This window comes from Marinobacter sp. AN1, assembly GCF_026013985.1.
Taxonomy (GTDB): Bacteria; Pseudomonadota; Gammaproteobacteria; order Pseudomonadales; family Oleiphilaceae; genus Marinobacter; species Marinobacter segnicrescens.
In genome coordinates, this window is sequence record NZ_CP110342.1 from 2,710,177 (window position 1) to 2,732,941 (window position 22,765).

A 22,765-nucleotide genomic window follows, 5' to 3' on the forward strand; every position below is an offset into this window, starting at 1 on the left:
ACGCCCGCCAGCTCACGGGCCCGCGCGGGTTTCCCCAACTGATGAGGGTCTATATCGTGTTAGAAGCATATCGTGAACACGTTGCAGAGCGCGAAGCTCTGGGCATTCCCCCCAAGCCTTTGAACGCCGAGCAGACCGCCGAGCTGGTGGAACTGCTGAAAAACCCGCCCAAGGGTGAGGAAGAGTTCCTGGTTTACCTGCTGGAAAATCGCATTCCGCCGGGCGTTGACGAAGCCGCCTACGTGAAGGCCGGTTTCCTGTCTGCCATCGCCAAGGGCGAGGCTACCAGCCCGCTGCTGAACAAGGAAAAAGCGGTTGAGCTGCTGGGCATGATGCAGGGCGGCTACAACATCGCTACCCTGGTTGAGCTTCTGGACAATGATGAGCTGGCCAAGCTGGCCGGCGAGAAGCTCAAGAAAACCCTGCTGATGTTCGACGCCTTCAACGACGTGAAGGAAAAGATGGACGCCGGCAATGCCGTCGCCAAAGAGGTGGTCGAATCCTGGGCCAACTCCGAGTGGTTCACCAGCAAGAAGAAGGTTCCCGAGAGCACCAAAATGGTAGTGTTCAAGGTAACCGGTGAGACTAACACTGACGACCTGTCCCCGGCTCCGGATGCCTGGTCCCGCCCGGACATTCCGCTGCACGCACGCGCCGCCTATAAAATGGAGCGTGATGGCCTGAAGCCGGAAGAGCCTGGCGTCACTGGCCCGATGGGCCAGATCGATGAAATCAAGTCCAAGGGCCTGCCGGTTGCCTTTGTCGGCGACGTGGTAGGTACCGGTTCTTCCCGTAAGTCCGCCACCAACTCTGTACTGTGGTTCTTCGGCGAAGATGTCCCGGGCGTTCCCAACAAGCGTGCCGGTGGCGTATGCATCGGTAACAAGGTTGCCCCGATCTTCTTCAACACCATGGAAGACGCAGGCGCCCTGGTTTTCGAAGCACCCGTAGACGACATGAACATGGGCGACGTGATCGAGATCCGTCCCTATGAAGGCAAGATCCTGAACGAGGCTGGCGAGACCATCTCCGAGTTCAAGTTCAAGTCTGACGTGATCCTGGACGAGGTGCAGGCCGGTGGCCGTATCCCGCTGATCATTGGTCGTGGCCTGACCACCAAGGCCCGGGCGGCACTGGGCATGGGCGCCACCGATATCTTCCGCCTGCCGAAGGACCCGGAAGCCGGCACCAAGGGCTTCACCCTGGGCCAGAAGATGGTTGGCAAGGCCTGCGGCCTGGAAGAAGGCCAGGGCGTTCGCCCGGGCACCTACTGCGAGCCTCACATGACCACCGTGGGTTCCCAGGACACCACCGGCCCGATGACCCGGGACGAGCTGAAAGACCTGGCGTGTCTGGGCTTCCAGGCCGACCTGGTCATGCAGTCCTTCTGTCACACCGCTGCCTATCCGAAGCCGGTTGACGTGGAAATGCAGCACACCCTGCCGGACTTTATCCGTACCCGTGGCGGTGTATCCCTGCGTCCGGGTGACGGTATCATCCACTCCTGGCTGAACCGTATGCTGCTGCCGGACACCGTTGGTACCGGCGGTGACTCTCATACCCGCTTCCCCATGGGCATCTCCTTCCCGGCCGGTTCCGGCCTGGTAGCCTTTGCTGCGGCCACCGGCGTTATGCCGCTGGATATGCCTGAGTCTGTGCTGGTTCGCTTCAAGGGCGAAATGCAGCCGGGTATCACCCTGCGTGACCTGGTCCATGCCATTCCGCTGTACGGCATCAAGGAAGGCCTGCTGACCGTCGAGAAGAAGGGCAAGATCAACGAATTCTCCGGCCGCATCCTCGAGATCGAAGGCCTGGAGCACCTGACTGTTGAGCAGGCGTTCGAGCTGTCTGACGCCTCCGCCGAGCGCTCTGCAGCCGGTTGTACCATCAACCTGTCTGAAGAGTCCGTGGCTGAGTACCTGCGCTCCAACATCACCATGCTGCGCTGGATGATTGCCGAAGGTTACGGCGACCCGCGCACCCTGGAGCGTCGCGCCCAGCAGATGGAAGAATGGCTGAAGGATCCGAAGCTGATGCGCGCCGACAAGGACGCAGAGTACGCCCACGTGGTGGAAATCGACCTGGCCGACATCAAGGAGCCCATCGTCTGCTGTCCCAACGACCCGGACGATGCCAAGTTCCTGTCTGAAGTCGCAGGCGACAAGGTGGACGAGGTGTTCATCGGCTCCTGCATGACCAACATTGGCCACTTCCGTGCAGCCGGCAAGCTGCTGGAGCAGAACAAAGAGCCTCTGAAAACACGTCTGTGGATGTCTCCTCCCACCAAGATGGATCAGCAGCAGCTGATGGACGAAGGCTACTTCAACACCTACGGCACCGCCGGTGTTCGCACCGAGATGCCGGGTTGCTCCCTGTGCATGGGTAACCAGGCACGTGTGGCTGCCAAGTCCACGGTTCTGTCCACCTCGACCCGTAACTTCCCGAACCGCCTGGGCGATGGTGCCAATGTGTACCTGACCTCTGCGGAACTGGCGGCTGTGGGTGCGGTACTGGGCAAACTGCCGACACCGGCAGAGTACATGGAGTACGCCAAGGACCTGAACAGCATGTCGGCGGAAATCTACCGCTACATGAACTTCGACCAGATGGAAGAGTATTCCGAGAAGGCGAAGTCCGCTCGGGTAGCCTGATTTCAGGGCCCGGTGTTATCGGGCCCCTGAATATCGAAAACGCCAGCCTTCGGGTTGGCGTTTTTTTTATGGCTGGAGGCTGGCTGGCTCACCTGGTGGTGCGCCGGCCGGGCTCCGTAAGCACCTGTAAAAAAGGGCTCCCGAAGGAGCCCTGTCAATCACTGGTTCGTGACACCGGTGTGTTACCGCTCGATATGCTGGTACTCACCTGCGTCGGAAGTCGCCAGGCTGACCACCATGATGGCAACCCAGGCGGCAATGAAGCCGGGGATGATTTCATAGACGCCGGGGCCGCCCATGAACGAGCCGTTCCAGCCCAGGGAGATCCAGATCATCACCGTTGCCGCCCCAACCACCAGGCCTGCAATGGCGCCCGCACCGTTGGTACGTGGCCACATCAGGGACAGGATGATCAGCGGGCCGAAGGCCGCACCGAAGCCGGCCCAGGCGTTACTGACCAGCGCCAGTACCTGGGATTCCGGGTCAGACGCAATGAGCGCTGCCACCAGGCCTACAGCCACTACGCAGGCGCGACCTACGTTCACACACTCCCGGTCTGTTGCCTCCTTGCGAAGGAACAAGCGATAGAAGTCCTCAGTCAGTGATGACGAAGACACCAGCAGCTGACTGGAAATGGTACTCATCACCGCAGCCAGTAACGCTGCGTACAGGAAACCGGTAATCAGCGGATGGAACAGCAGGTCTGACAGGATAATGAAGATGGTTTCCGGGTCGGCGACATCCAGGCCATTACGTACGGCGTAGGCCCGACCAAAGATGCCCAGTGAGATAGCGCCAATCAGCGAGATCCCCATCCAGGTCATACCAATGTTGCGAGCAATGGGTACATCCTTGAGGGTACGGATGGCCATGAAACGCACGATGATATGTGGCTGGCCGAAATAGCCCAGCCCCCAGGTTACCGCAGAGAGCCAGCCGATAATGGTCAGTCCCTCGGTCCAGGACAGCAGTGTCGGATCCACTTCGTTCAGGGTCTGGGATGCCTGGGCATAGCCGCCACCACCTTCGCCAAAGAGCACGACGGCCGGCATGATGACCAGTGCCAGCATCATGATGCAGCCCTGTACGAAGTCAGTCATGCTCACTGCCAGGAAACCACCAACAACCGTATAAGCCAGGACGACACCGAGGGTGATCAGGATGCCGACCGCATAGTCACTCATGCCGGGTACGTTGATGATTTCAGAGAACGCGCTCTCGAACAGCTTGCCACCGGCCACCAGGCCTGATGCCGTGTAGACGGCGAAGAAAATCACGATGACGATCGCCGAAACCGTTCGCAGTGAAAGCGCCTGGGTCGGAAACCGGTTGGCCAGGAAGGCGGGAATGGTGATGGCATTACCATAATGGACCGTCTGCTCCCGCAAACGTGGAGCGACGATAACCCAGTTGATAAACGCCCCCACGAACAGGCCGATGCCGATCCAGGCAGACGCCAGCCCCGATACGAACAGAGCCCCTGGCAGCCCCAGCAGCAACCAGCCGCTCATATCCGATGCACCGGCAGACAGCGCTGCCACTTTCGGACTCAGCGCCCGACCGCCCAACATGTAGTCCTCCGAGGACGATGTCGACGTGCGCATCGCATAGAGCCCGATGACAATCATCAGCCCGAAGTAGACAAACAGACTAATCCATACACCCGTAGCCATGTAATTCCTCCAGTTTGTTGATACGGCCGGTAATAGCGACCGTCAGGCAAACCGCGAGCCGCACGACGGACAAGCGGGCAATACCTGTTATTTTTTATCACTTCGTGGCCAATTCCTTTTGCCTTGTTCCTCCTGATCCGCAGCGGAGGGCCATAATTGCGCCCCCGACAGGATTAATCAGTACTGTTCAGTATAGATGCTCAACGAAAAATTCCACTTGCACCTTGTTGGAAGCACGCATTTCCCTTGATCGCGCGCCACAACCGAACAGAAAACCTGCTGCGGATTAATAATCGTTTAATTTAACCTTACACCGACAGGGACACTTCCGAATTCCTTCTGAGACTTTACAAATTCCTACGATGTTTCACGGAATCAGGCAGTTTCAGGCGTGACTACGAAGCTGGGTCGGCGTAAGGCCACGGTGTTTACGCAAGGCGGTGGTGAGAGCGGACTGGCTGGAAAACCCGGTTCGGGCGCTGATATCCGCCACCGGGAGCGACGTGGTGCGGAGCATCTGACAGGCCTGGTCAAGACGGGTGTTGAGCAAAAACCGGTAGGGACTGGTGGCCATGGTCTTACGGAACAACTCGTGAAACCGGCTCTGACTCAGGCAGGCCTGGGCGGCCAGGTCTTCGACGGTAATCCGTTCATTGAGGTTCTCGAGAACAAACTGCCGCAACTTTTCCGGATCAAGCCCCGGCCGCCGCAGAGGTACGGTCTCCGCTCCCCGGGCAAGCCGGTCGGATAACGCCAGCAAAATGGCCGTGGCAAGATGGTTGCGGATACCCTGTTCAGCACAGGGCCGTCGTATCTCGGTGGCCGAGACCTGTACCAGCTGTTGCAGATGGGCATCAAGCCCGACTACCACGGTCTTGCTGAACAGTCGCCTGATGGCAGCAAAGTCCCGGCAATGCGCCTCCCCGGGCTGGGGGTGCCAGGCATCCACATTGATCACCAGCACCTGGTTTTCAGGACCGCCAGAAAATTCGTGGGGTATCCTGGCCGGCACCAGGCAGGCTCGCCAGGTATCCAGGCGGCCTTCCCGACCGGCAACGTTCACTTCCGCCCGCCCGTAAAGGCCGATCACTGCCTGATGGTGGTCATGGGTGTGCTGGTGGGTGAATTCAGGCAGTGTCTGGAGGCGCGCTGACAGCATGGTGGGTTCTCTTTTGCCTGCCCGTAAGGAAGTTCCGGAGGCGTCAGGCCAGAAGGCCCGTTATCAGCCCCGACACCTGGCGGCTGACATCCGAAAGGGGCTGTGCCGCATCCACCACATGGTAGCTCAGTGGCTGTAGCCGCGCCCGCTCCAGGTAGCAATCACGGATACGCTGAAAGAACGCTGCCTGTTCCCGTTCAAACCGATCCGGCGCACTGCGGCTTCGTGCCCTTGCCATGCCTACCTCGACCGGTGCGTCAAGCAGTATGACATGGTCGGGCCGCAGGTCGCCCTGGACCAGTTGTTCCAGCGCCGCAATCTGCTCCTGCGGGACACCACGGCCACCGCCCTGATAGGCGTATGTGGCATCCGTAAAGCGGTCACACAGCACCCATGTGCCTTGCTCCAGCGCGGGGACTATACGCTCATGGAGATGCTGGGCCCGGGCCGCGAACATCAGCAACAGCTCGGTCATCGAATTGACCGACTCCTGCCGTGGTGTCAGCAGCAGTTCACGGATAGCTTCCGCCATGGGCGTGCCGCCGGGCTCCCGGGTGACCAGCACCCCGATGCCGGCTGCCTCCAGGGCTGATCGGGCGGTTTCCAGCTGGGTGGACTTGCCAACCCCTTCGGTGCCCTCAAACGTAATAAAGCGACCGCGGGTCATTTACCGGCCTCGCTGTCGTTCGCTGGCGCCGGAAACGAACGATAGTCCTCACGACGGTTAAGCTGGTATTCCCTGACGGCCCGCTGGTGGTCTTCCAGCGTCCGGGAGAACTGATGGCTTCCGTCGCCCTTGGCGACGAAGAACAATGTATCCCCATCCGCCGGGTTAACCGCTGCATTGATAGCCGCCCGGCCTGGTAGCGCGATTGGAGTAGGAGGGAGTCCGGAGATTCGGTAGGTATTGTAAGGTGTATGGGTACGCAGGTCGCGGCGGGTAATGCGCCCCTGGTAGCTGTCACCCATTCCGTAAATAACGGTGGGATCGGTCTGCAACCTCATCCCCCTTTCCAGCCGACGTACGAAAACCCCGGCGATATCCCGGCGCTCCCCCGGAACACCGGTTTCCCGCTCAATAATCGAAGCCATAATCAGGGCCTCGTAGGGGCTTTCATACGGCAGGTCCTCGGCCCGATTGGCCCACTCTTCGGCCAGCACGTTGTTCATTCGCACGTAGGCCCGCCTGAGAATATCAAGGTCAGAATCACCCCGTCGGTAGGAGTAGGTATCCGGGAAGAAGCGGCCTTCCGGATGTGCACCTTCATCACCCAGCTCCGACATGATCTGCTCAGCCGACCAGTCTGCCGTGACTTGCTCAAGGTATTCGGCATCAGCCAGGGCTGCCCGGGCATCCTGGAAGCGACGGCCTTCAATAAACTGCACGAAGCGGGGCTTGGTCTGACCCCTGACCATCAGCGAAATCATGTCACGGGCCGACATGCCTGGCTGGAACTCGTATTCCCCGGCACGAATGGACGCCAGCTCAGGTTCAATCCTGGCGAGCAATTTAAGCCAGACCGCCTTGTCCACCACACCCATTTCTTCCAGGTCCTGGGCAACGGCGTTAAAGGACGACCCACGGGGGACCATGTACAGCGTTGGCTCTTCAAGCCCGGCGTCAGCCTCCAGGGACTCAATACCCTGCCAGCCCCACAATCCGGCGCCGGCAACAGCCACCAGTACCGAAGCGACAACGGCAACAAGGAAAGACTTGATCAACGGAACTCCTCAGGTTGTTTGGCAAGGCTGACGATTGTCGCAAGCTGTTCCGGGCGAGGCAACTTGCGACCGTCCAGAGTTTGAACCGGCACTGCCCCGATAACGCTGTTCAGCAGAAACAGCCCGCCAAACTCCGGCTGCCAGCACTGCGCCGGGAAGAGCTCCCCTTCGCTGACCGGCACACCCTCCCGGGACAGGCCATACTCCACATGGGACAGCATGATGCTACGCACAGCAACCCGGTCACGGGGGGGCGTAAACCAGCGGCCCTGCCACAGGTACAGCAGAGCAGTCCTGGTACCCTCCCGCAGATCACCCTGCTCCCCGCACATCAGCGCCTCATAGCAATCATCGGGCATGGCCCGGCTGGCCATGACCTGTTCCAGGCGATTGAGTGACTTGATACCCGCCAGACGAGGATTCACGGTCAACGGGATTTCGGAAATCACCACAGCGACACCGGCCTCGGGCGGTTCTGGCGGTGCAGGCATTACCGAGGTAATGAGCCGGGGGCCGGGACTTGCCGGCGGACGGTAACCCCTGCCACCGCTGCCACGGGTAAGCAAGAGCTTCAGCACCTGCCGGGCAGGAACCGCAGACATCCGGTGGCTCACCCGGGCCAACGCCTGCTGCAATTCTTCTGCCGTCAGCGGGATACCCAGACGAGCGGCGCCTTCCAGCAGCCGGCAGCAATGAGCCTCCAGCAACTGAGGCACCCCATTGTGAACCAGGATGGTCTCGAACAAACCATCCCCGTAGGCAAGCCCACGATCATCAGCGGGCACCACCAGGTCCCCTGGTTCATTATCTGCGAGATGGATCGTCACCATGAGGCCTCTGTCACTCCGGCAGATACAAAAAAGCCGCCCTGCTCGGGAGCAGGACGGCTTCTGCCTGGCTTACAGACGATCAGCTATGTGCGTTGATGTAATCAATCGCATCCTGAACGCTGGTCAGCTTCTCGGCTTCCTCATCAGGAATTTCAGTTTCGAATTCCTCTTCGAGAGCCATGACCAGCTCAACAGTGTCCAGTGAGTCAGCGCCCAGGTCCTCTACAAAAGAAGAAGAGTTCTGAACTTCGGACTCCTTGACGCCCAGCTGTTCACAAACAATCTTCTTAACGCGCTCTTCAACTGTACTCATAATTTCCTCACTTTTTGTCGACCAGGCAATGAAAGATTGCCAGTTTATGGTAAACCCTACCTGCAGACAAGCAGGGACGAAGATAAAACCCTTTCGGATTAAGGGGCCGGAGCAAGCACCTTCACCCCATGTACATGCCACCGTTCACGTTGATGGTATCACCCGTCACGTAACCTGCCGCATCCGAGGCCAGGAATGCCACCACGGCAGCGACTTCTTCCGGAGCACCGAAGCGACCCGCAGGGATATTTTCCAGCATGGCTCCACGCTGGTTTTCATCCAGTTGCCTGGTCATGTCGGTGTCAATAAACCCCGGTGCTACACAGTTGGCAGTTATACCGCGGTTGGACATTTCCTTCGCCAGGCTTCGGGTAAATCCTTCAACACCGGCTTTGGCAGCGCAGTAATTGCCCTGCCCGGCATTCCCCATACCGGCCACGACCGAACTGATGTTGATGATGCGTCCCCAGCGGGCCTTCGCCATGCCACGAAGCACAGCCTTGCTCAAACGGTAGACGCTGGAAAGATTGGTGTCGATAACGGCGGACCAATCATCTTCCTTGAGACGCAGCAGAAGGTTATCGCGGGTAATACCAGCATTGTTCACGAGGATAACCGGGGCTCCGACCTCGTCGGCCATTTTCTTCAGGCCGGCCTCGACACTACTGGCATCGGATACATCCATTACCATACCGAAGCCTTCTATGCCGGCATCCTTGAGATTGGTGGTAATGGTGTCTGCACCGCCTTCGGAAGTCGCAGTACCTACAACCGTCGCGCCCTGCTTGCCAAGGGCTTCGGCAATGGCCTTACCAATACCGCGGGTGGCACCGGTGACCAGTGCGATCTTGCCATCAAGAGACATGGAATGCTCCCTTCCATCAATGTTGGATAACACCGGCCAGAACGGCCGGCGCGTCTTCTGATTCAGTCTTTGCGGAATGCCTCAACGGCGCCGTCCAGACTCTCCGGTGACTCCAGGCTGAACACTTTGAGGCTGCGATCGATGCGCTTGGCCAGGCCGGCAAGCACCTTGCCAGCGCCACACTCGGCCGCAACGGCAACATTTTCTTCCACCAACAGGCGCATGGAATCCGTCCAGCGAACCGGTGAATAGAGCTGCTGCACAAGGTTCGCCTTGAGCTGGTCAGCATCCTGTACCAGCTCGGCACTCACGTTCTGTACTACCGGTGTCAGGGCATTACCGAAACTGACATCGTTCAGGGCCTTTGCCAGCTCCTCTGCGGCCCCTTTCATCAGCGCGCAATGGGACGGAACACTCACCGGCAGCGGCATTGCCTTGCGGGCACCCTTTTCACTGCAAACAGCAATGGCCCGCTCAACCGCAGCCTTGTTGCCGGCGATAACCACCTGGCCGGGGGCATTGAAGTTCACCGCTGATACAACATCCCCCTCAGCCGCTTCTTCACAGGCGGCAATAACCTGCTCGTCATCCAGGCCGAGAATGGCCGCCATGCTGCCCTCACCGGATGGTACCGCAGTCTGCATCAACTCGCCGCGCAGGCGAACCAGGCGAATTGCATCGGAAAAATCGAGGCTTTCAGCCGCCACCAGGGCACTGTACTCGCCAAGGCTATGGCCTGCCAGGTAGTCAGGCTCGGGGCCACCGGCAATAAACCACTGACGCCACAGGGCGATGCTGGCGGTAAGCAGGGCCGGCTGGGTCACCATGGTCTGGTTAAGTTCTTCCGCCGGGCCATTCTGGCAAAGCTCCCACAGGTCATACCCCAACACATTGGAGGCTTCGGTGAAGGTCTGCTCGACCACCGGCCAGGCGTCAGACGCGGCCTTGAGCATACCCACTGACTGAGACCCTTGTCCCGGAAATATAAAAGCTGTTTTCATGACGAAAATTTTACCGTGGTTGGTGGTTCAGTAAGATTAGCCAATAGTACAAGCAATCGCCTGCCAGGACCATGAAGGCACCGTGACGAGCGTCGACTTACAGGACTCTCACCGCAGGTGTTACAACACCAGGTCGTCCAGCCGTTCGTTGATGCGGCGGGGCACTTCCAGTTGCACCTCCCGTACAGCCTGGCGAATAGCGGCCTTCATGGCCAGCTCATTGGCGTTACCGTGGCTTTTGATCACCACACCCTGCAATCCCAACAAACTGGCGCCATTGTGGCGGGTGGGATCCATATCCCGCAGCAGGCGACCGATAATGGGCTTGGCAAGAAAGCCCACCAGACGACTGTACAGGCCGCGGGTAAAGGCCTGCTCAAGTAACTCGATCAACAGTCCGGCAACCCCCTCGCCGGTTTTCAGTGCAACATTGCCAACAAAGCCGTCGCACACCACCACATCCGCCACGTCGCGGAACAAGTCACTGCCTTCAACGTACCCGATATAGTTCAGGGTCTCGCACTGCGCCAGCATATGGGAGGCGAGCCTGACCTGTTCGTTGCCCTTGATCTCCTCTTCTCCGACGTTCAGGAGGGCCACCCTGGGCTCTGGTATACCGCTGACGGCCGATGCCATCAAAGAGCCCATCAGGGCAAACTGGTAGAGGTTTTCGGCGGAGGCGTCGACATTGGCCCCCAGATCCAGCACATGGCACTGACCACGCAACGAAGGAATAAGCTTGGTGATAGCCGGTCGCTCGATACCCGGATACATTTTGAGGTACGAGCGACCAAACGCCATAAGGGCACCGGTATTACCAGCACTTACGCAGCCCTGTGCGTCACCATCGCGAACCAGGCGCAAGGCAACAGCCATGGAGGCATTCTGCTTGTGGCGTAACGCATGGGAGGGTCGTTCATTCATGCGCACCACATCCGCTGCGGGCTCTACCCGGATACGCGGATGGCCGGAATGCAACAAGGCCTTGAGCTGTGCCTGGTTTCCCACCAGGATCAGCGTCAAGGCCTCGTTTTCTGCAACAGCCTCGAGGGCTGCCGCTACGGCAACTTCAGGACCACGATCACCGCTCATGGCATCGATCGCAAGTGTTACTGAAGTCACCAGTCTATCTCACCGTGCATGAGCCGGAATGCCGTTCAGGGCGCCCCGACATCACACTCACTCGTCGCGAGCTTCGATGACCTGCTTGCCACGATAAAACCCGTCCGGAGACACGTGGTGACGACGATGAATTTCACCGGTGGTCGTATCGGTAGACAGGGTCGGTTTGCTCAGGGCGTCGTGAGAGCGACGCATGCCGCGCTTGGAGCGGGTTTTTCGGTTTTGCTGGACAGCCATGACTGTACTCCTGACCTTTTAACTGTGTGTGCACTCGGGCACGTGAAAATAAATGCTAGTGTCTGGTTTTCTTTAACCCTTCCAGCACCTTGAAAGGGTTTTCGCGATGTTCGCCGGATTCAGCCCCTGCCTTGTCATCTTCGCCGGAACCGGGCTCCAGGGCCTCCAGTTCCGATGTTGCCGGGCACTCCTCGCGCTCGTGAAGCGGATAGGACGGCAAAGCCAGCAGCAATTCGTCTTCCACCAGGGGCCAGAGGTCCGCTGAATCCTCTCCAGTAATGAAGGGTTCCAGTTCGGCAGGTAACTGCCGGGCCCGCTCATCAGTGGACACGAGCCCCAGCTCGAAGGACGATCTCAGGGCCTTGCCCATGCTCCCCATACAGCGCTGGCACTGGAGTTCAACATCCGCTTCCAGTTCGCCGCGGACAATGCGGCGACGCTGACTGTCAGCGCTGAACACCAGGTGTACCCTGCAAACACCGCCCTCGGGAACAGCCAATACCGCATCCCGGAAACGGGTCAGCTCCGCCAGGGGAATGGTTCCCGTAAGCTCGGCTCCGGTTTCCGCCATGCGATGTGGGTCGACAGACCTGGGCAACTCGGCGTTTGACATAGGCGCGCAATTTTAGGGACGCAGCAGCGCCCTGTCAAAGACTTCCTTGCATCACCACCACCATAACGGGCCCGGATCACGGAAACTGCGCACATGGACCGGGCTTGTGCAAACCGATAAGGTTCAGGACCTGTCCATGAGGAGCCCTACTATGGAACCGACCCCGCCGCTGGTACTGGCCTCATCTTCACCCTGGCGCAGAGCCCTGCTGGAACGCCTCGGCGTTCCCTTTGAGTGCGCCTCGCCAGATATTGACGAAACCCCGCTACCCGGGGAAACCGGTCCAGAGCTGGTAGAGCGCCTGGCCAGGGCCAAGGCGATGGCCCTCTCCGCCAGCTTCCCGGCACACCTGATTATCGGCTCAGACCAGGTGGCCACGCTGGACGACGGCACCATCCTGGGCAAACCCGGCAATCATGAAAACGCCTGTGAACAGCTGGCCAGATGCAGCGGCAGGATCGTCACCTTCTATACCGGGCTGGCCCTGCACGACACGCGCTCAGGTCAAACCGAGAGTCTCTGCGAACCCTTTTACGTGCATTTCAGGACCTTGACCGGGGAAGAGATCGACCAATACCTGCAAGCTGAGCAGCCCTACCAGTGTGCTGGCAGCTTCCAGATGGAGGGGCTGGGCATTGTCCTCTTCGACCGGCTTGAAGGGCGGGACCCCAATACCCTGGTCGGCCTGCCACTGATGGCATTGACCGACCTGCTGAAGGCATCGGGCGTCAATATCCTCGCGCATCAGCGCAGGTCGTAGCGGGAGCCCACCATTTCCGTGCGAAGCGCGCTGACAATAGAGACACCCAGGGCATCGGTAAACTGGCGGAAAGGCGATGGCTGCGGGGTATAGTCCACGATTTCCTCGGCACCCACCAACTCCCGAGCCACCCAGGATGTACTGCCGAGCCCGTCAACCAGGCCAAGGCCCACAGCCTGTTCACCCGTCCACACCAGGCCACTGAACAGGCGCTCATCCTCCGCCAGGCGATCGCCACGCCCCTTGCGGACATAGTCGATGAACTGGTCATGGGTGTTTTCCAGGACACTCTCCCAGAAGGCCACCTCCTGCGGCTGCTCCGGTGAGAACGGGTCAAGGAAAGCCTTGTTCTCGCCGGCGGTGTAGAGCCGCCGCTCGACGCCGGCCTTATCCATCAGCCCGGTAAAGCCAAATCCGCCGGAAACCACACCAATAGAACCCACCAGGCTGGCCCGGTTGGCGTAGATCTCGTCGGCAGCTGCCGCTATATAGTAGGCACCGGACGCACCAATATCACTGATTACTGCGTACACCTTTTTGTCCGGATAGGCGTCCCGCAGCCGCACAATCTCATCATAGACATAGCCGGCCTGTACCGGGCTGCCACCCGGGCTGTTGATGCGAAGCACGACAGCACGGCTGTTCTCCGCCTCAAAGGCACGCCGGAGCGCCCCGACCAGGTTATCGGCGCTGGCATGGGTATCCGAAGCGATGGCACCGGTAACCTCGACAACCGCGGTATGAGCCGACGCCTTGCCGCTGTCGATCCCTCCGGTGAGGGGCGCCCGGAACAGGAACAGCAACGCAATCAGATAGGCAAACGTCAGCAGCTTGAAAAAGATACCCCACCGCCGGCTCCGGCGCTGTTCTGCAGTCAGGGCACCGACCAGCTTTTCCAGCACGCGGGAGTCGACAGCCCCGGAGCCAGCCTCAGGCGCCTGCGGCGCTGGTTCACTCCCGGCCCTGCGCTGGGTGGGACCATTCCAGTCTCCCGACGAATTCCATTCTGACATGTATTACCCCTTTGCCTGATGTGGTCACTGGCCCCTGAGATTACAGACCCAGCGCCTCGCGAAGCTCCGTCACACTGGTAGCGACGCAGACCGGATCATATTTGCCGAGCTCGTCCCGCTTGTGGACACCCCACTCCACCCCGATGGCAGGCATGCGGATACGACGCGCCATGTCCAGATCATAACGGGTGTCACCAACCATGACTGCGTCGGAGGGCTCAACTTCGAAATGCTCCAGGATTTCCACCAGCATCCGCGGATCCGGTTTTGACCGGGTCTCGTCAGCGCAGCGGGTGACGTCAAAGTGTGGCCCGAGCCCACTGGATATCAGGGCCGGGTCGAGACCCCGGCGGCTTTTCCCGGTGGCCACCGCCACCAGGCGGCTATCCAGCTTGAGATCAGCAACCACTTCCGCCATCCCGTCAAACACATTCTGCGGCATGGTTTTCCTGGCAAAGAAATAACGGGCATAACCCTCACGGATGGCCTGCATTTCTTCCCGGGAGATACCCGGGTACAGCGCCTCCAGGGCCTCGACCATGCCGAGACCGATAATGTCCCGATAAGCCTCCCGCTCCCTGGCGGGAAAACCCAGCTCAACGGCTGCCTGGTGCAGGCTGCCCGCGATATGCTCCACTGAGTCGACCAGCGTTCCATCCCAGTCGAATATCACCACCTTATAGGTCATAACCGCTCATCTCCTGACTACTTCAGCCGGCCAGTTTCGCCAGCACCTGACGGAACGCCTCATCGTAGGGCGCCTCAAGGCGAAGCCATTCGCCCGCACCCGGCAAACGGAACTCCAATGCCCGGGCATGAAGCATCAGGCGATTTCCGCCCATACTACGGAAAGCACGCAGGCCGGCCGCATCCATATACTTGTCATCGCCGGCAATCGGATGACCGGTACAGGCACAATGGACACGAATCTGATGGGTTCTCCCGGTCACCGGGGACGCCTCCACCAGGCTATAACCCTGCCAGGTGTCGAGAACACGATAACGGGTCAGGGAAGGCTTGCCTTCGGGATCGACCTTCACCCGCCGCTCGCCGTTGGGCATCTCGTAACGCAGCAGGGGCTCACTCACCTCGGTGACAGAGGCAGGCCAATGTCCACTGACAAGGGCATGGTAATGCTTACGAACCTGGCGGTGGCGCAGCTCATCCTGCAGGAAACGCAACGCAGAACGCTTTCGGGCGATCATCACCAACCCGGAAGTATCCCGGTCCAGGCGATGGACAAGCTCCAGGAAACGGGCGTCCGGGCGCGCCGCCCTGAGCACTTCGATGAGACCAAAACTGAGACCACTGCCACCATGTACGGCAATGCCCGAGGGTTTATTGACAACCAGCAGGTCGTCGTTCTCGAAGACCACTGCGTTTTCCATCACCGCCTGTACGCGGTCCCGGGACGGCGCTGACCGGCTTCTCAGGCCGGACCACCGGAGGGATACGCACCTCATCACCCGCTTTCAGGCGGGTGTCCGGGCGCACGCGCCCCTTGTTCACCCGCACCTCACCCTTGCGCACGATGCGGTATATCTTGCCCTTGGGCACGCCGCGCAACCGGGCCATCAAAAAATTGTCCAGCCGCTGGCCGGCCATATCCGGATCGACCGTTATCCATTGCACACCTGCGGAGACGCCGGCCGCCCCCGGGCGCTGCCGGGAAACCGTGGACTGACTACGCTTTGGTGACGCCATAGAAGGGGCTGATTCCTGAAGGATGCGGGATTGATGATACGAGGCTTTACTGCTATATTCCGGCATGCTTTTCCGTTTGTCTACGGCCCGGCCAACACGCCGACCGCCGGAGCGGTGAAAGTATACAGAGACTGACCGGGAGTTTGAATGCCCGAAGCCCTGACAACCGGGCATTCCCGCGGGCAACCAACACGGCAGAAGCAGACAGAGAAACCCGGGTGTCCTCTCGGCAGTCATAGCTGCCAGGCAGACCAGCACCCGCAACCCGATCGAGCCAGGCTATCAGCCGGTCGGGCATCCTGGCAAAGCCAGGCCCGGAGCGCGCGCCAGGACAAGGCAAGCCACCTGCTCCAGTACCGGAAACCGTGTACGCGGAGTTTCACAGGTTCAGACCGGGCACATGACAGTAACCACGCAGGAAACCCTGCGGGTAACGCGAAGATTTTTACCACCACGCAGGGCCGGGCCGTCAGCTGACCAATACGACGTGAGACCCAGGTACCCGTGTGAACCGAAAGATACGTAGCATGCGTCCACAGAGACTGACTCCATACCGCCCTTCCCTGTCAAACCACAGGAAGAGCGTATGCAGTGACCTGAAAGGACCGGGACACAGGCCGGCCTTACAGGCCTGACCCCCGCCGGAACCGGGTTTGCCCGGCCGCCGGCAGCTGCGCTTCGCGATGACCCGCGGTTTTCTGTCTAACTAATTGACAGGAATCGTCTTTTCCATGAAAAGAATGCTCATTAATGCAACTCACCCCGAAGAGTTGCGCGTCGCGCTGGTTGATGGCCAGCGGCTGTTTGACCTCGATATCGAATCCTCCACCCGCGAACAGAAAAAAGCCAACATCTACAAGGGCCGCATCACCCGGGTCGAGCCCAGCCTTGAGGCGGCATTCGTTGACTTTGGCGCCGACCGCCACGGCTTCCTGCCCCTGAAGGAAATCTCCAAGGAATACTTCCGCAAGCCCCCCGGGCAGATCGAAGGCAAGATCAACATCAAGGAAGTTGTCTCCGAAGGCCAGGAAGTGATCATCCAGGTCGACAAGGAGGAGCGCGGCAACAAGGGCGCCGCCCTCACCACGTTTATCTCCCTCGCCGGCCGCTACCTGGTCCTGATGCCCAACAACCCACGTGCAGGCGGCATCTCCCGCCGCATCGAGGGCGAAGAGCGGGCCCAACTCAAGGAAGCACTGAATGAGGTGGACGTACCCAAGTCCATGGGCATCATCGTCCGCACCGCCGGCATAGGCCGCACCGCTGAAGAGCTGCAATGGGACCTCAACTACCTGGTCGCCACCTGGGAAGCCATTACCGGGGCTGCCAAGGAGCATAAGGCACCGCGCCTGCTGCACCAGGAAAGCAACGTGATTATCCGGGCGGTGCGGGATTACCTGCGCCAGGACATTGGTGAAGTGCTCATCGACTCGGCGGAAGTCTACGAGAACGTGCTCGGCTTCGTACGCCAGGTGATGCCCACCTTCGAAAACAAGATCAAGCTTTACGAAGACGAAATTCCACTGTTCAGCCGCTACCAGATCGAAGCCCAGATCGAGACCGCGTTCCAGCGGGAAGTGAAGCTTCCTTCCGGCGGCTCCATCGTGATTGATCCTACCGAAGCACTGGTCTCCATCGATATCAACTCCTCCCGGGCCACCAAGGGCCAGGATATCGAGGAAACCGCCCTCCAGACCAACCTGGAAGCGGCCGACGAAATCGCCCGCCAGCTCCGTCTGCGGGATATGGGCGGCCTGATCGTTATCGATTTCATTGACATGACTCCCGCCCGCAACCAGCGGGAAGTGGAACAGCGTATGCGCCAGGCACTTGAGCTGGACCGGGCACGGGTACAGGTGGGCAAGATCTCCCGTTTCGGCCTGCTGGAAATGTCACGGCAGCGCCTGCGCCCGTCCCTGGGCGAGACCCGCAGTGAAGTCTGCCCCCGCTGCAGCGGCCAGGGCACCATTCGCGGCATTGAATCGCTGGCCCTGAGCATCATGCGCCTCATCTTCGAGGAAGCATCCAAGGACAAGACCGGTGAAGTACGTGCCGTAGTGCCGGTTTCCGTCGCCACCTTCCTGCTGAACGAAAAGCGCAAGCAACTGGCAGACATCGAGGCCCGGCAGCAGGTGGAAATCCTGGTTGTACCGGCCGCCCATATGGAAACGCCCCATTTCGAGATCCTGCGGGTTCGAGACGACGAAGCCGGCGAGAAGGTGACCAGTTACAGAATGGCCGAAGAGTACGCTGCCCAGGAAGAAGAACAGGCAGAAGTACATGTCACCCGCGAGGCACCGCCCCGGGAAGAGGCGGCCGTTAAATCCATTCGCCCCGCGGCCCCTGCCCCAACGCCTGCAGCACCCACGGCCAGCGCAAAAGCCGAAGAGCCTGCCGAGGAAGGCATGTTCCGCAAGCTGTCCCGCAAGCTTGCCAGTTTCTTCGGTGCAGAGGCCGCTGATGAGACAGCAAGCCGGGCCGGCCAGCAAGGTGCCCAGGGCTCCGGCAGTAACCGTAACCAGCCGGGCCGCCAGGACCGCCGCAAGACACGGGTAGCCCGCGATGATCGCAGCACACCGGACAATCGTCAGGGCGGCGAACGCCGCGACCAGTCCGGCCAGGGCCGCGAAGACGACCGTAGTGGCCGTAGCCGCAGCAACCGTGGTGGTCGCAACCGGCGCTCCGGCGACAACCGGCAGAATCAGCAAGACAGCCAGTCCCGCTCCGACAACCGGGATAGTACCCAGAAAGACAGCTCCAGGCCGGACAGCCGCCGCGGCGGCCAGGGCCAGAAAGGCACCAGGGCCAAGGACGACGACAAAGGGGGAAAACCCCAGGATCGCCAGGTTCAGCCTGAAAGCAAGGGCGAGGAAAAGCCTGCAGACAAGGCACGGGACAACGTCCAGGAGAAATCCCAGGACAGTAAACCTTCCCGGCCCAAGCGAGCCCGCCGGAACCGCAACCGTGACGGTTCACCTGCTGATGCTCCGGAAAGCACTCCCTCCAGCCGCAAGGCCGCGCGCACTGAAAAGCATCAGAGCGAGCTTGCTGACCGTGAAACCGGACCAAACGCAAAGGCAGCCGGCGCCAGGACAGAGAGCGCAAAGATAGCGGAAAAATCGCCCGCCTCATCCGAGCCGAAACCAGAGGGCGAAGCCAAGGGCACGCCCGCCGCTCAGGCAGCTTCCAAGGCTCAAGAGTCTGAGGAGAAAGCGGAGAAGCCGACTGGAACTGACCAGGCAACGGCTGCTGATACCGCCGCAGGGGCTGATGGTGAATCCACTGGCGAAGCCCGTGACGAGAAGTCGTCTGGCAAAGGCCGTACCCGTGGTCGCAAACCTCGTAGTGGTGGCAAAGACGAACGCGACAACCAGGAAGGGGGCGCAGCTGAGCAGGCCAGCGCGGATACCGGCGCTCAAACCCGGGAGTCGACGCCCGGGGCCAGGGCCGGTTCAAAGGTTGCTGCGACTGCAGCAACGGTTTCTGCAGCCACTGAGAACGCCAACGACAGTGAAAGCAGCACCCAGTCTGAAGCCGGGGCTGAGAAGCCTGCAACGGAAGCAGCTGCGCCAACCGGTACTACTACCGAACAGGAGCCAACGGCGGAAAAGGGTCCCGGAACGGACAAGCAAGTTGAGGCAGGGCCGGAAAAGTCCGACACACCTTCTTCCACCAGCATGAGAACGTCGGACGAAGCTGCCCCAGCCGCCGCCAACGCCTTGGAAGGCACAACCGCTGAGCAGCCCGAAGCAGCCAGGCCGGCCGAGTCCGAAACAGCGGCGCCTGCGACACCGGCCGAGCCGGCTAAAGCGACTGACCAGGCCGCAGAAGCGACCAATGAGCCCGCCGATAAGGGCAAGGGCGAAGCGACTGCCAGCGAAAGCGACAAGGCCGGGCCCCGTGGCAAAGACGAGGCCACCGGAAGTGCGGATGGCAAGGCCGAGCCACAGATTCCGGTAACGCCAGGCCGTGCCTATAATGACCCGCGGGAAGTGCGCAAGCGCCGGAAGGCAGCGGAGGCCGCCAGGAAGGCCGAGGCGTCTGAAGGCAACCCCTCTGCCGGGGACAGCGGCGGGGCTGACAGCTCCGAACAGTAAGCGTTGCAAGACTCACGGATACACCACGGGTGTATCCGTGATACCTCACCATGGCCTTGTGCCAGGAGCCGTTGAATGCTGAATAACGACGAAATCGAAGTACTGGAAGACATCCTCTTCGCAGAACCCTGGGGAGAGGAGTCACTGGACTTCTTCGGGCTGCATGGGGTGGTCTGCGCCAGTGTAGTGGGCCCCAGACCACTGGATACCCCCGAGATATTCCGCCTCGCCACCGGCCAGGAATCGGTGTCGCCGGCCGATGTGCCTGAGGCGTTCACTCGCCTCACCGAGCAGCTGTCCCGGGGACTCGCCCACTCCCTCGATATGGGACAAGCCCTGGAGCTCCCGGAGCCGGAAGATGGCGACCCCATGAATGCGCTGGAAAACTGGTGTGCCGGCTTTGTGGACAGTTTCCTCGAGTATGAAGATGAGTGGTTACAGGACGACGAAGCCGGCACAGCAGAACTGCTGGTGCCCATGCTGACCCTGTCTGGCCTGTTTGATGACGAGGACTTCCGCAAGGCCCGGGAGGACGAAAAGGTAGCGCAACAGATGGCTGAAGCGCTACCTGACGCACTTACGGACCTCTACCTTCACTTTCACGCCCCGGACTGACCAAAATCAGTAACGAGCCGCAAGGCCCATTACTGAGGGGGTGACCGGAACCGCTCCCAGACCGGCACAAGACCATCAGGCAGGGGCGGGATACGTCCCAGTTCGCACCAGCTGGCACCGGGAAAGTGAAAATCACTGCCCTGAGATGCCAGTAGCGAATGCCTGCGGCACAGTTCGGCGAGAAAGCCAAGATCACCACTGGACTGACCGGAAGTTACCACCTCGATTGCTTCTCCCCCCGCATCCATGAAGTCAGCTACCAGGGCCCGCAACCGGGTCGCGGTCAGCTTGTATTTACGGGGATGGGCCAGTACTGCGATACCACCCGCCCCGGTAATCCACTGAACGACTTCTTCAAGCTCTGGCCAGAAGGCTTTGACGTCCCCTGGCTTGCCACTACCCAGATACTTGCGGAAAGCCTGGGCCTGGTCCTTCACCAGGCCCGCTTCCACCAGTGCCCGGGCAAAATGCGGCCGACCCGGGACATCGCCGCCGGCCAGCGTAGTCGCCTGGTCAAGAACCGCGCGTTCACAGCCAGCGACGTGCCTGACCAGCTTGTCCGCAATGGCCGCGGCCCGCTTCCACCGATTCGCCTGCTGGTTAGCCACCTGCGCAGCGAAGCCAGCGTCGCCCTCTCTCATGTCCAACCCAACCACGTGGATCGTATGCTTTCGCCAGACACAGGACAATTCGATACCGTTGATAAGGACGAGATTCTGCTGCAAAGCCGCCTCCCGGGCCTCGCCGGTTCCGTCCAGGGTGTCATGGTCGGTAAGTGCAAGGTGCGTGACCCCCTGCTCAACCGCGCGGGCAACCAGGTCCACCGGACTGAGGGCCCCATCAGAAGCGGTACTGTGACAATGGAGATCAATGCAATAGCGGCTGGCCTGGGGTATAGTCACGAATTATCCTGAGCGGGTTCAAAGCGTTGAACGCCAGTCTAACACGTTCCCGCAGACCTGGAATTCACGAGGACGACAACTCTATGTACTACGCCATCATTAGCGAAGACATCGAACACAGCCTGCCGTTGCGCGCCGAGGCTCGCCCGGCGCACCTGGCACGCCTGGAGTCCCTGCGGGATGAGGGCCGCCTGCTGGTCGCCGGCCCCCACCCGGCACTCGATACACCGGAACCCGGTGAAGCCGGATTTACTGGCAGCCTGGTGATCGCGGAGTTCGATTCCCTGGAGGATGCCAGGAACTGGGCCGACGCAGACCCCTACGTAGAGGCCGGTGTCTATCACACAGTCACCGTCAAACCGTTCAAGGCCGTTCTGCCCTGACTGCGGACCAGGTCGCGCCCCGGACTCCATGAGCATTTTGTAATAGCCAACGACTTGATCAACAGTAACGATATGACAAAATTGCCGGCTAAGCGACCGAGGGCAGCTGATCGACTTCCGGACGATCACCTTATCGGCGGAACCACACTGATCCGGACCCCCAACTGCCAGGAATAACCCTGTGATGGCTCGAGCTGTAACTTCTTCCCGCGCATTCGTCGGTCTTCGACTGCTTGTACTACCTCTGGTGGTATTGCTGTTGGCCAGCAGCCTGGCCCACGCCAGAACTGTCTATATAGATGATACCCTTTACGCACCCGTGCGTAGCGGTCAGGGCACCCAGTTCCGCATTCTCCACAATGGCCTTCGCAGCGGAACCGCTGTAACCCTGCTGGAACAGTCCGAGGACTCCGGCTACAGCAAAATACGGACAAGTCAGGGTATCGAAGGCTGGGTACCCACTCGCTACCTCACCAACCAGCCCATCGCCAGGGATCGACTGGAGGCGGCCAACCGTGAGCTGGAGCAGGCCCGCAACCAGTTGCAGGAACTCCAGGATCGCATGAGCGAGGTCTCCGGAGAACGTGATGAACTGTCGTCCCGTGAGGAACAACTGCAGCAGCGTGTGGACGAAGTGACCACCGAACTGGAAGACATCCGTTCAGTATCCGCCAATGCCCTCAACCTCGACCGCCGCAACCGGGAACTTCAGGAGAGCAATCAGAAGCTGAAGAACGAAGTCGAAGTGCTCACTGCTGAAGTCGAACGCCTTGAAGCCCGCAAGGAGTCCGATTTCATGTTACTGGGCGCTGGTCTGTTGATTCTGGGTATGTTCCTCGCCGTTGTGTTGCCCTGGCTGAAACCCAGCAAGAAGAACGACACCTGGGCCTGATACATCTCAGGCCATTATCCTCCCCCCGGATTCGGTCGTGTTACGTACAGTCTTCCAACGCACCAGATCTGGGGATCCGTTCACTCTCCCGGCACTAAATCTATGGTTCTATATGGTGGTTATGACGTCAGATTCTTTGACCAATCGACGCATAACCACTAAAAGGACTTACAGGGGGCTGACCAATCCACAGCCTTCGTGACCAGAGAGGGA

General features: G+C 60.2%; 20 protein-coding genes and 1 pseudogene. 6 read left to right on the forward strand and 15 right to left on the reverse strand.

The window, feature by feature from the left end; translation table 11 throughout:
- The first annotated feature begins 56 nt into the window (after window positions 1-56).
- Window positions 57-2,651 (forward strand): bifunctional aconitate hydratase 2/2-methylisocitrate dehydratase, encoded by a 2,595-nt coding sequence (locus LJ360_RS12435; RefSeq protein WP_264994120.1) that lies wholly within the window; start codon window positions 57-59, stop codon window positions 2,649-2,651.
- A gap of 182 nt (window positions 2,652-2,833) precedes the next feature.
- Here LJ360_RS12435 and putP read toward each other — a convergent pair whose 3' ends face one another.
- From putP to LJ360_RS12490, 11 genes are all read right to left on the reverse strand, one after another.
- Window positions 2,834-4,324: a sodium/proline symporter PutP gene (gene putP, locus LJ360_RS12440; protein WP_091848500.1), complete on the reverse strand. Its 1,491-nt coding sequence runs from the start codon at window positions 4,322-4,324 to the stop codon at window positions 2,834-2,836.
- 385 nt (window positions 4,325-4,709) lie between these two features.
- Window positions 4,710-5,483, reverse strand: a complete 774-nt coding sequence (locus LJ360_RS12445; protein WP_264994121.1) for a helix-turn-helix transcriptional regulator — start codon at window positions 5,481-5,483, stop codon at window positions 4,710-4,712.
- 43 nt (window positions 5,484-5,526) lie between these two features.
- Window positions 5,527-6,150, reverse strand: a complete 624-nt coding sequence (gene tmk, locus LJ360_RS12450; RefSeq protein ID WP_091848502.1) for a dTMP kinase — start codon at window positions 6,148-6,150, stop codon at window positions 5,527-5,529.
- The gene (gene mltG, locus LJ360_RS12455) at window positions 6,147-7,205 is read right to left on the reverse strand and encodes an endolytic transglycosylase MltG (protein WP_264994122.1); all 1,059 of its coding nucleotides are present in this window, start codon (window positions 7,203-7,205) and stop codon (window positions 6,147-6,149) included. The genes tmk and mltG overlap by 4 nt, the downstream gene beginning before the upstream one ends.
- The gene (locus tag LJ360_RS12460; RefSeq protein WP_091848504.1) at window positions 7,202-8,035 is read right to left on the reverse strand and encodes an aminotransferase class IV; all 834 of its coding nucleotides are present in this window, start codon (window positions 8,033-8,035) and stop codon (window positions 7,202-7,204) included. The genes mltG and LJ360_RS12460 overlap by 4 nt, the downstream gene beginning before the upstream one ends.
- 79 nt (window positions 8,036-8,114) lie before the next feature.
- A complete protein-coding gene (gene acpP / locus LJ360_RS12465) occupies window positions 8,115-8,348 on the reverse strand; it encodes an acyl carrier protein (RefSeq protein WP_091848505.1) in 234 nt (77 codons plus the stop codon).
- Window positions 8,349-8,469: 121 nt separating this feature from the next.
- On the reverse strand, window positions 8,470-9,213 hold the full coding sequence (fabG, locus tag LJ360_RS12470) for a 3-oxoacyl-ACP reductase FabG (protein ID WP_091848506.1): 744 nt from the start codon (window positions 9,211-9,213) through the stop codon (window positions 8,470-8,472).
- Between the two features lie 62 nt (window positions 9,214-9,275).
- Window positions 9,276-10,214, reverse strand: a complete 939-nt coding sequence (gene fabD / locus LJ360_RS12475; protein ID WP_091848507.1) for an ACP S-malonyltransferase — start codon at window positions 10,212-10,214, stop codon at window positions 9,276-9,278.
- Between the two features lie 120 nt (window positions 10,215-10,334).
- Complete coding sequence (gene plsX, locus LJ360_RS12480) at window positions 10,335-11,336, reverse strand: phosphate acyltransferase PlsX (RefSeq protein WP_091848508.1); 1,002 nt, start codon at window positions 11,334-11,336, stop codon at window positions 10,335-10,337.
- A gap of 57 nt (window positions 11,337-11,393) precedes the next feature.
- On the reverse strand, window positions 11,394-11,573 hold the full coding sequence (gene rpmF, locus LJ360_RS12485) for a 50S ribosomal protein L32 (RefSeq protein WP_091848509.1): 180 nt from the start codon (window positions 11,571-11,573) through the stop codon (window positions 11,394-11,396).
- 55 nt (window positions 11,574-11,628) lie between these two features.
- A complete protein-coding gene (locus tag LJ360_RS12490; protein WP_320108765.1) occupies window positions 11,629-12,144 on the reverse strand; it encodes a YceD family protein in 516 nt (171 codons plus the stop codon).
- Between the two features lie 193 nt (window positions 12,145-12,337).
- On the opposite strand from LJ360_RS12490, the gene LJ360_RS12495 reads away from it, so the two are divergent.
- The gene (locus tag LJ360_RS12495; RefSeq protein ID WP_264994124.1) at window positions 12,338-12,946 is read left to right on the forward strand and encodes a Maf family protein; all 609 of its coding nucleotides are present in this window, start codon (window positions 12,338-12,340) and stop codon (window positions 12,944-12,946) included.
- On the opposite strand, the gene LJ360_RS12500 is transcribed toward LJ360_RS12495, so the two are convergent.
- The 3 genes and pseudogenes from LJ360_RS12500 to rluC all read right to left on the reverse strand — a co-directional run bounded on the left by LJ360_RS12500 (window position 12,931) and on the right by rluC (window position 15,564).
- Complete coding sequence (locus tag LJ360_RS12500) at window positions 12,931-13,959, reverse strand: S49 family peptidase (RefSeq protein WP_264994125.1); 1,029 nt, start codon at window positions 13,957-13,959, stop codon at window positions 12,931-12,933. The genes LJ360_RS12495 and LJ360_RS12500 overlap by 16 nt on opposite strands.
- Window positions 13,960-13,999: 40 nt before the next feature.
- Complete coding sequence (locus LJ360_RS12505) at window positions 14,000-14,647, reverse strand: HAD family hydrolase (protein ID WP_091848513.1); 648 nt, start codon at window positions 14,645-14,647, stop codon at window positions 14,000-14,002.
- Window positions 14,648-14,669: 22 nt separating this feature from the next.
- Window positions 14,670-15,564: pseudogene (rluC, locus tag LJ360_RS12510) on the reverse strand (23S rRNA pseudouridine(955/2504/2580) synthase RluC).
- A gap of 830 nt (window positions 15,565-16,394) precedes the next feature.
- Between rluC and rne the strand changes: the two are divergent.
- Together rne and LJ360_RS12520 are read left to right on the forward strand one after the other, a co-directional pair.
- The gene (rne, locus tag LJ360_RS12515) at window positions 16,395-19,760 is read left to right on the forward strand and encodes a ribonuclease E (RefSeq protein WP_264994126.1); all 3,366 of its coding nucleotides are present in this window, start codon (window positions 16,395-16,397) and stop codon (window positions 19,758-19,760) included.
- A gap of 75 nt (window positions 19,761-19,835) precedes the next feature.
- A complete protein-coding gene (locus LJ360_RS12520) occupies window positions 19,836-20,375 on the forward strand; it encodes a YecA family protein (protein WP_091848516.1) in 540 nt (179 codons plus the stop codon).
- Window positions 20,376-20,404: 29 nt separating this feature from the next.
- Here LJ360_RS12520 and LJ360_RS12525 read toward each other — a convergent pair whose 3' ends face one another.
- A complete protein-coding gene (locus tag LJ360_RS12525) occupies window positions 20,405-21,277 on the reverse strand; it encodes a PHP domain-containing protein (protein WP_264994127.1) in 873 nt (290 codons plus the stop codon).
- Between the two features lie 83 nt (window positions 21,278-21,360).
- Between LJ360_RS12525 and LJ360_RS12530 the strand changes: the two genes are divergently transcribed.
- Window positions 21,361-21,660, forward strand: a complete 300-nt coding sequence (locus LJ360_RS12530; protein ID WP_264994128.1) for a YciI family protein — start codon at window positions 21,361-21,363, stop codon at window positions 21,658-21,660.
- A gap of 184 nt (window positions 21,661-21,844) precedes the next feature.
- On the forward strand, window positions 21,845-22,552 hold the full coding sequence (locus LJ360_RS12535) for a TIGR04211 family SH3 domain-containing protein (protein ID WP_091848519.1): 708 nt from the start codon (window positions 21,845-21,847) through the stop codon (window positions 22,550-22,552).
- The last annotated feature ends 213 nt before the right edge of the window (window positions 22,553-22,765 follow it).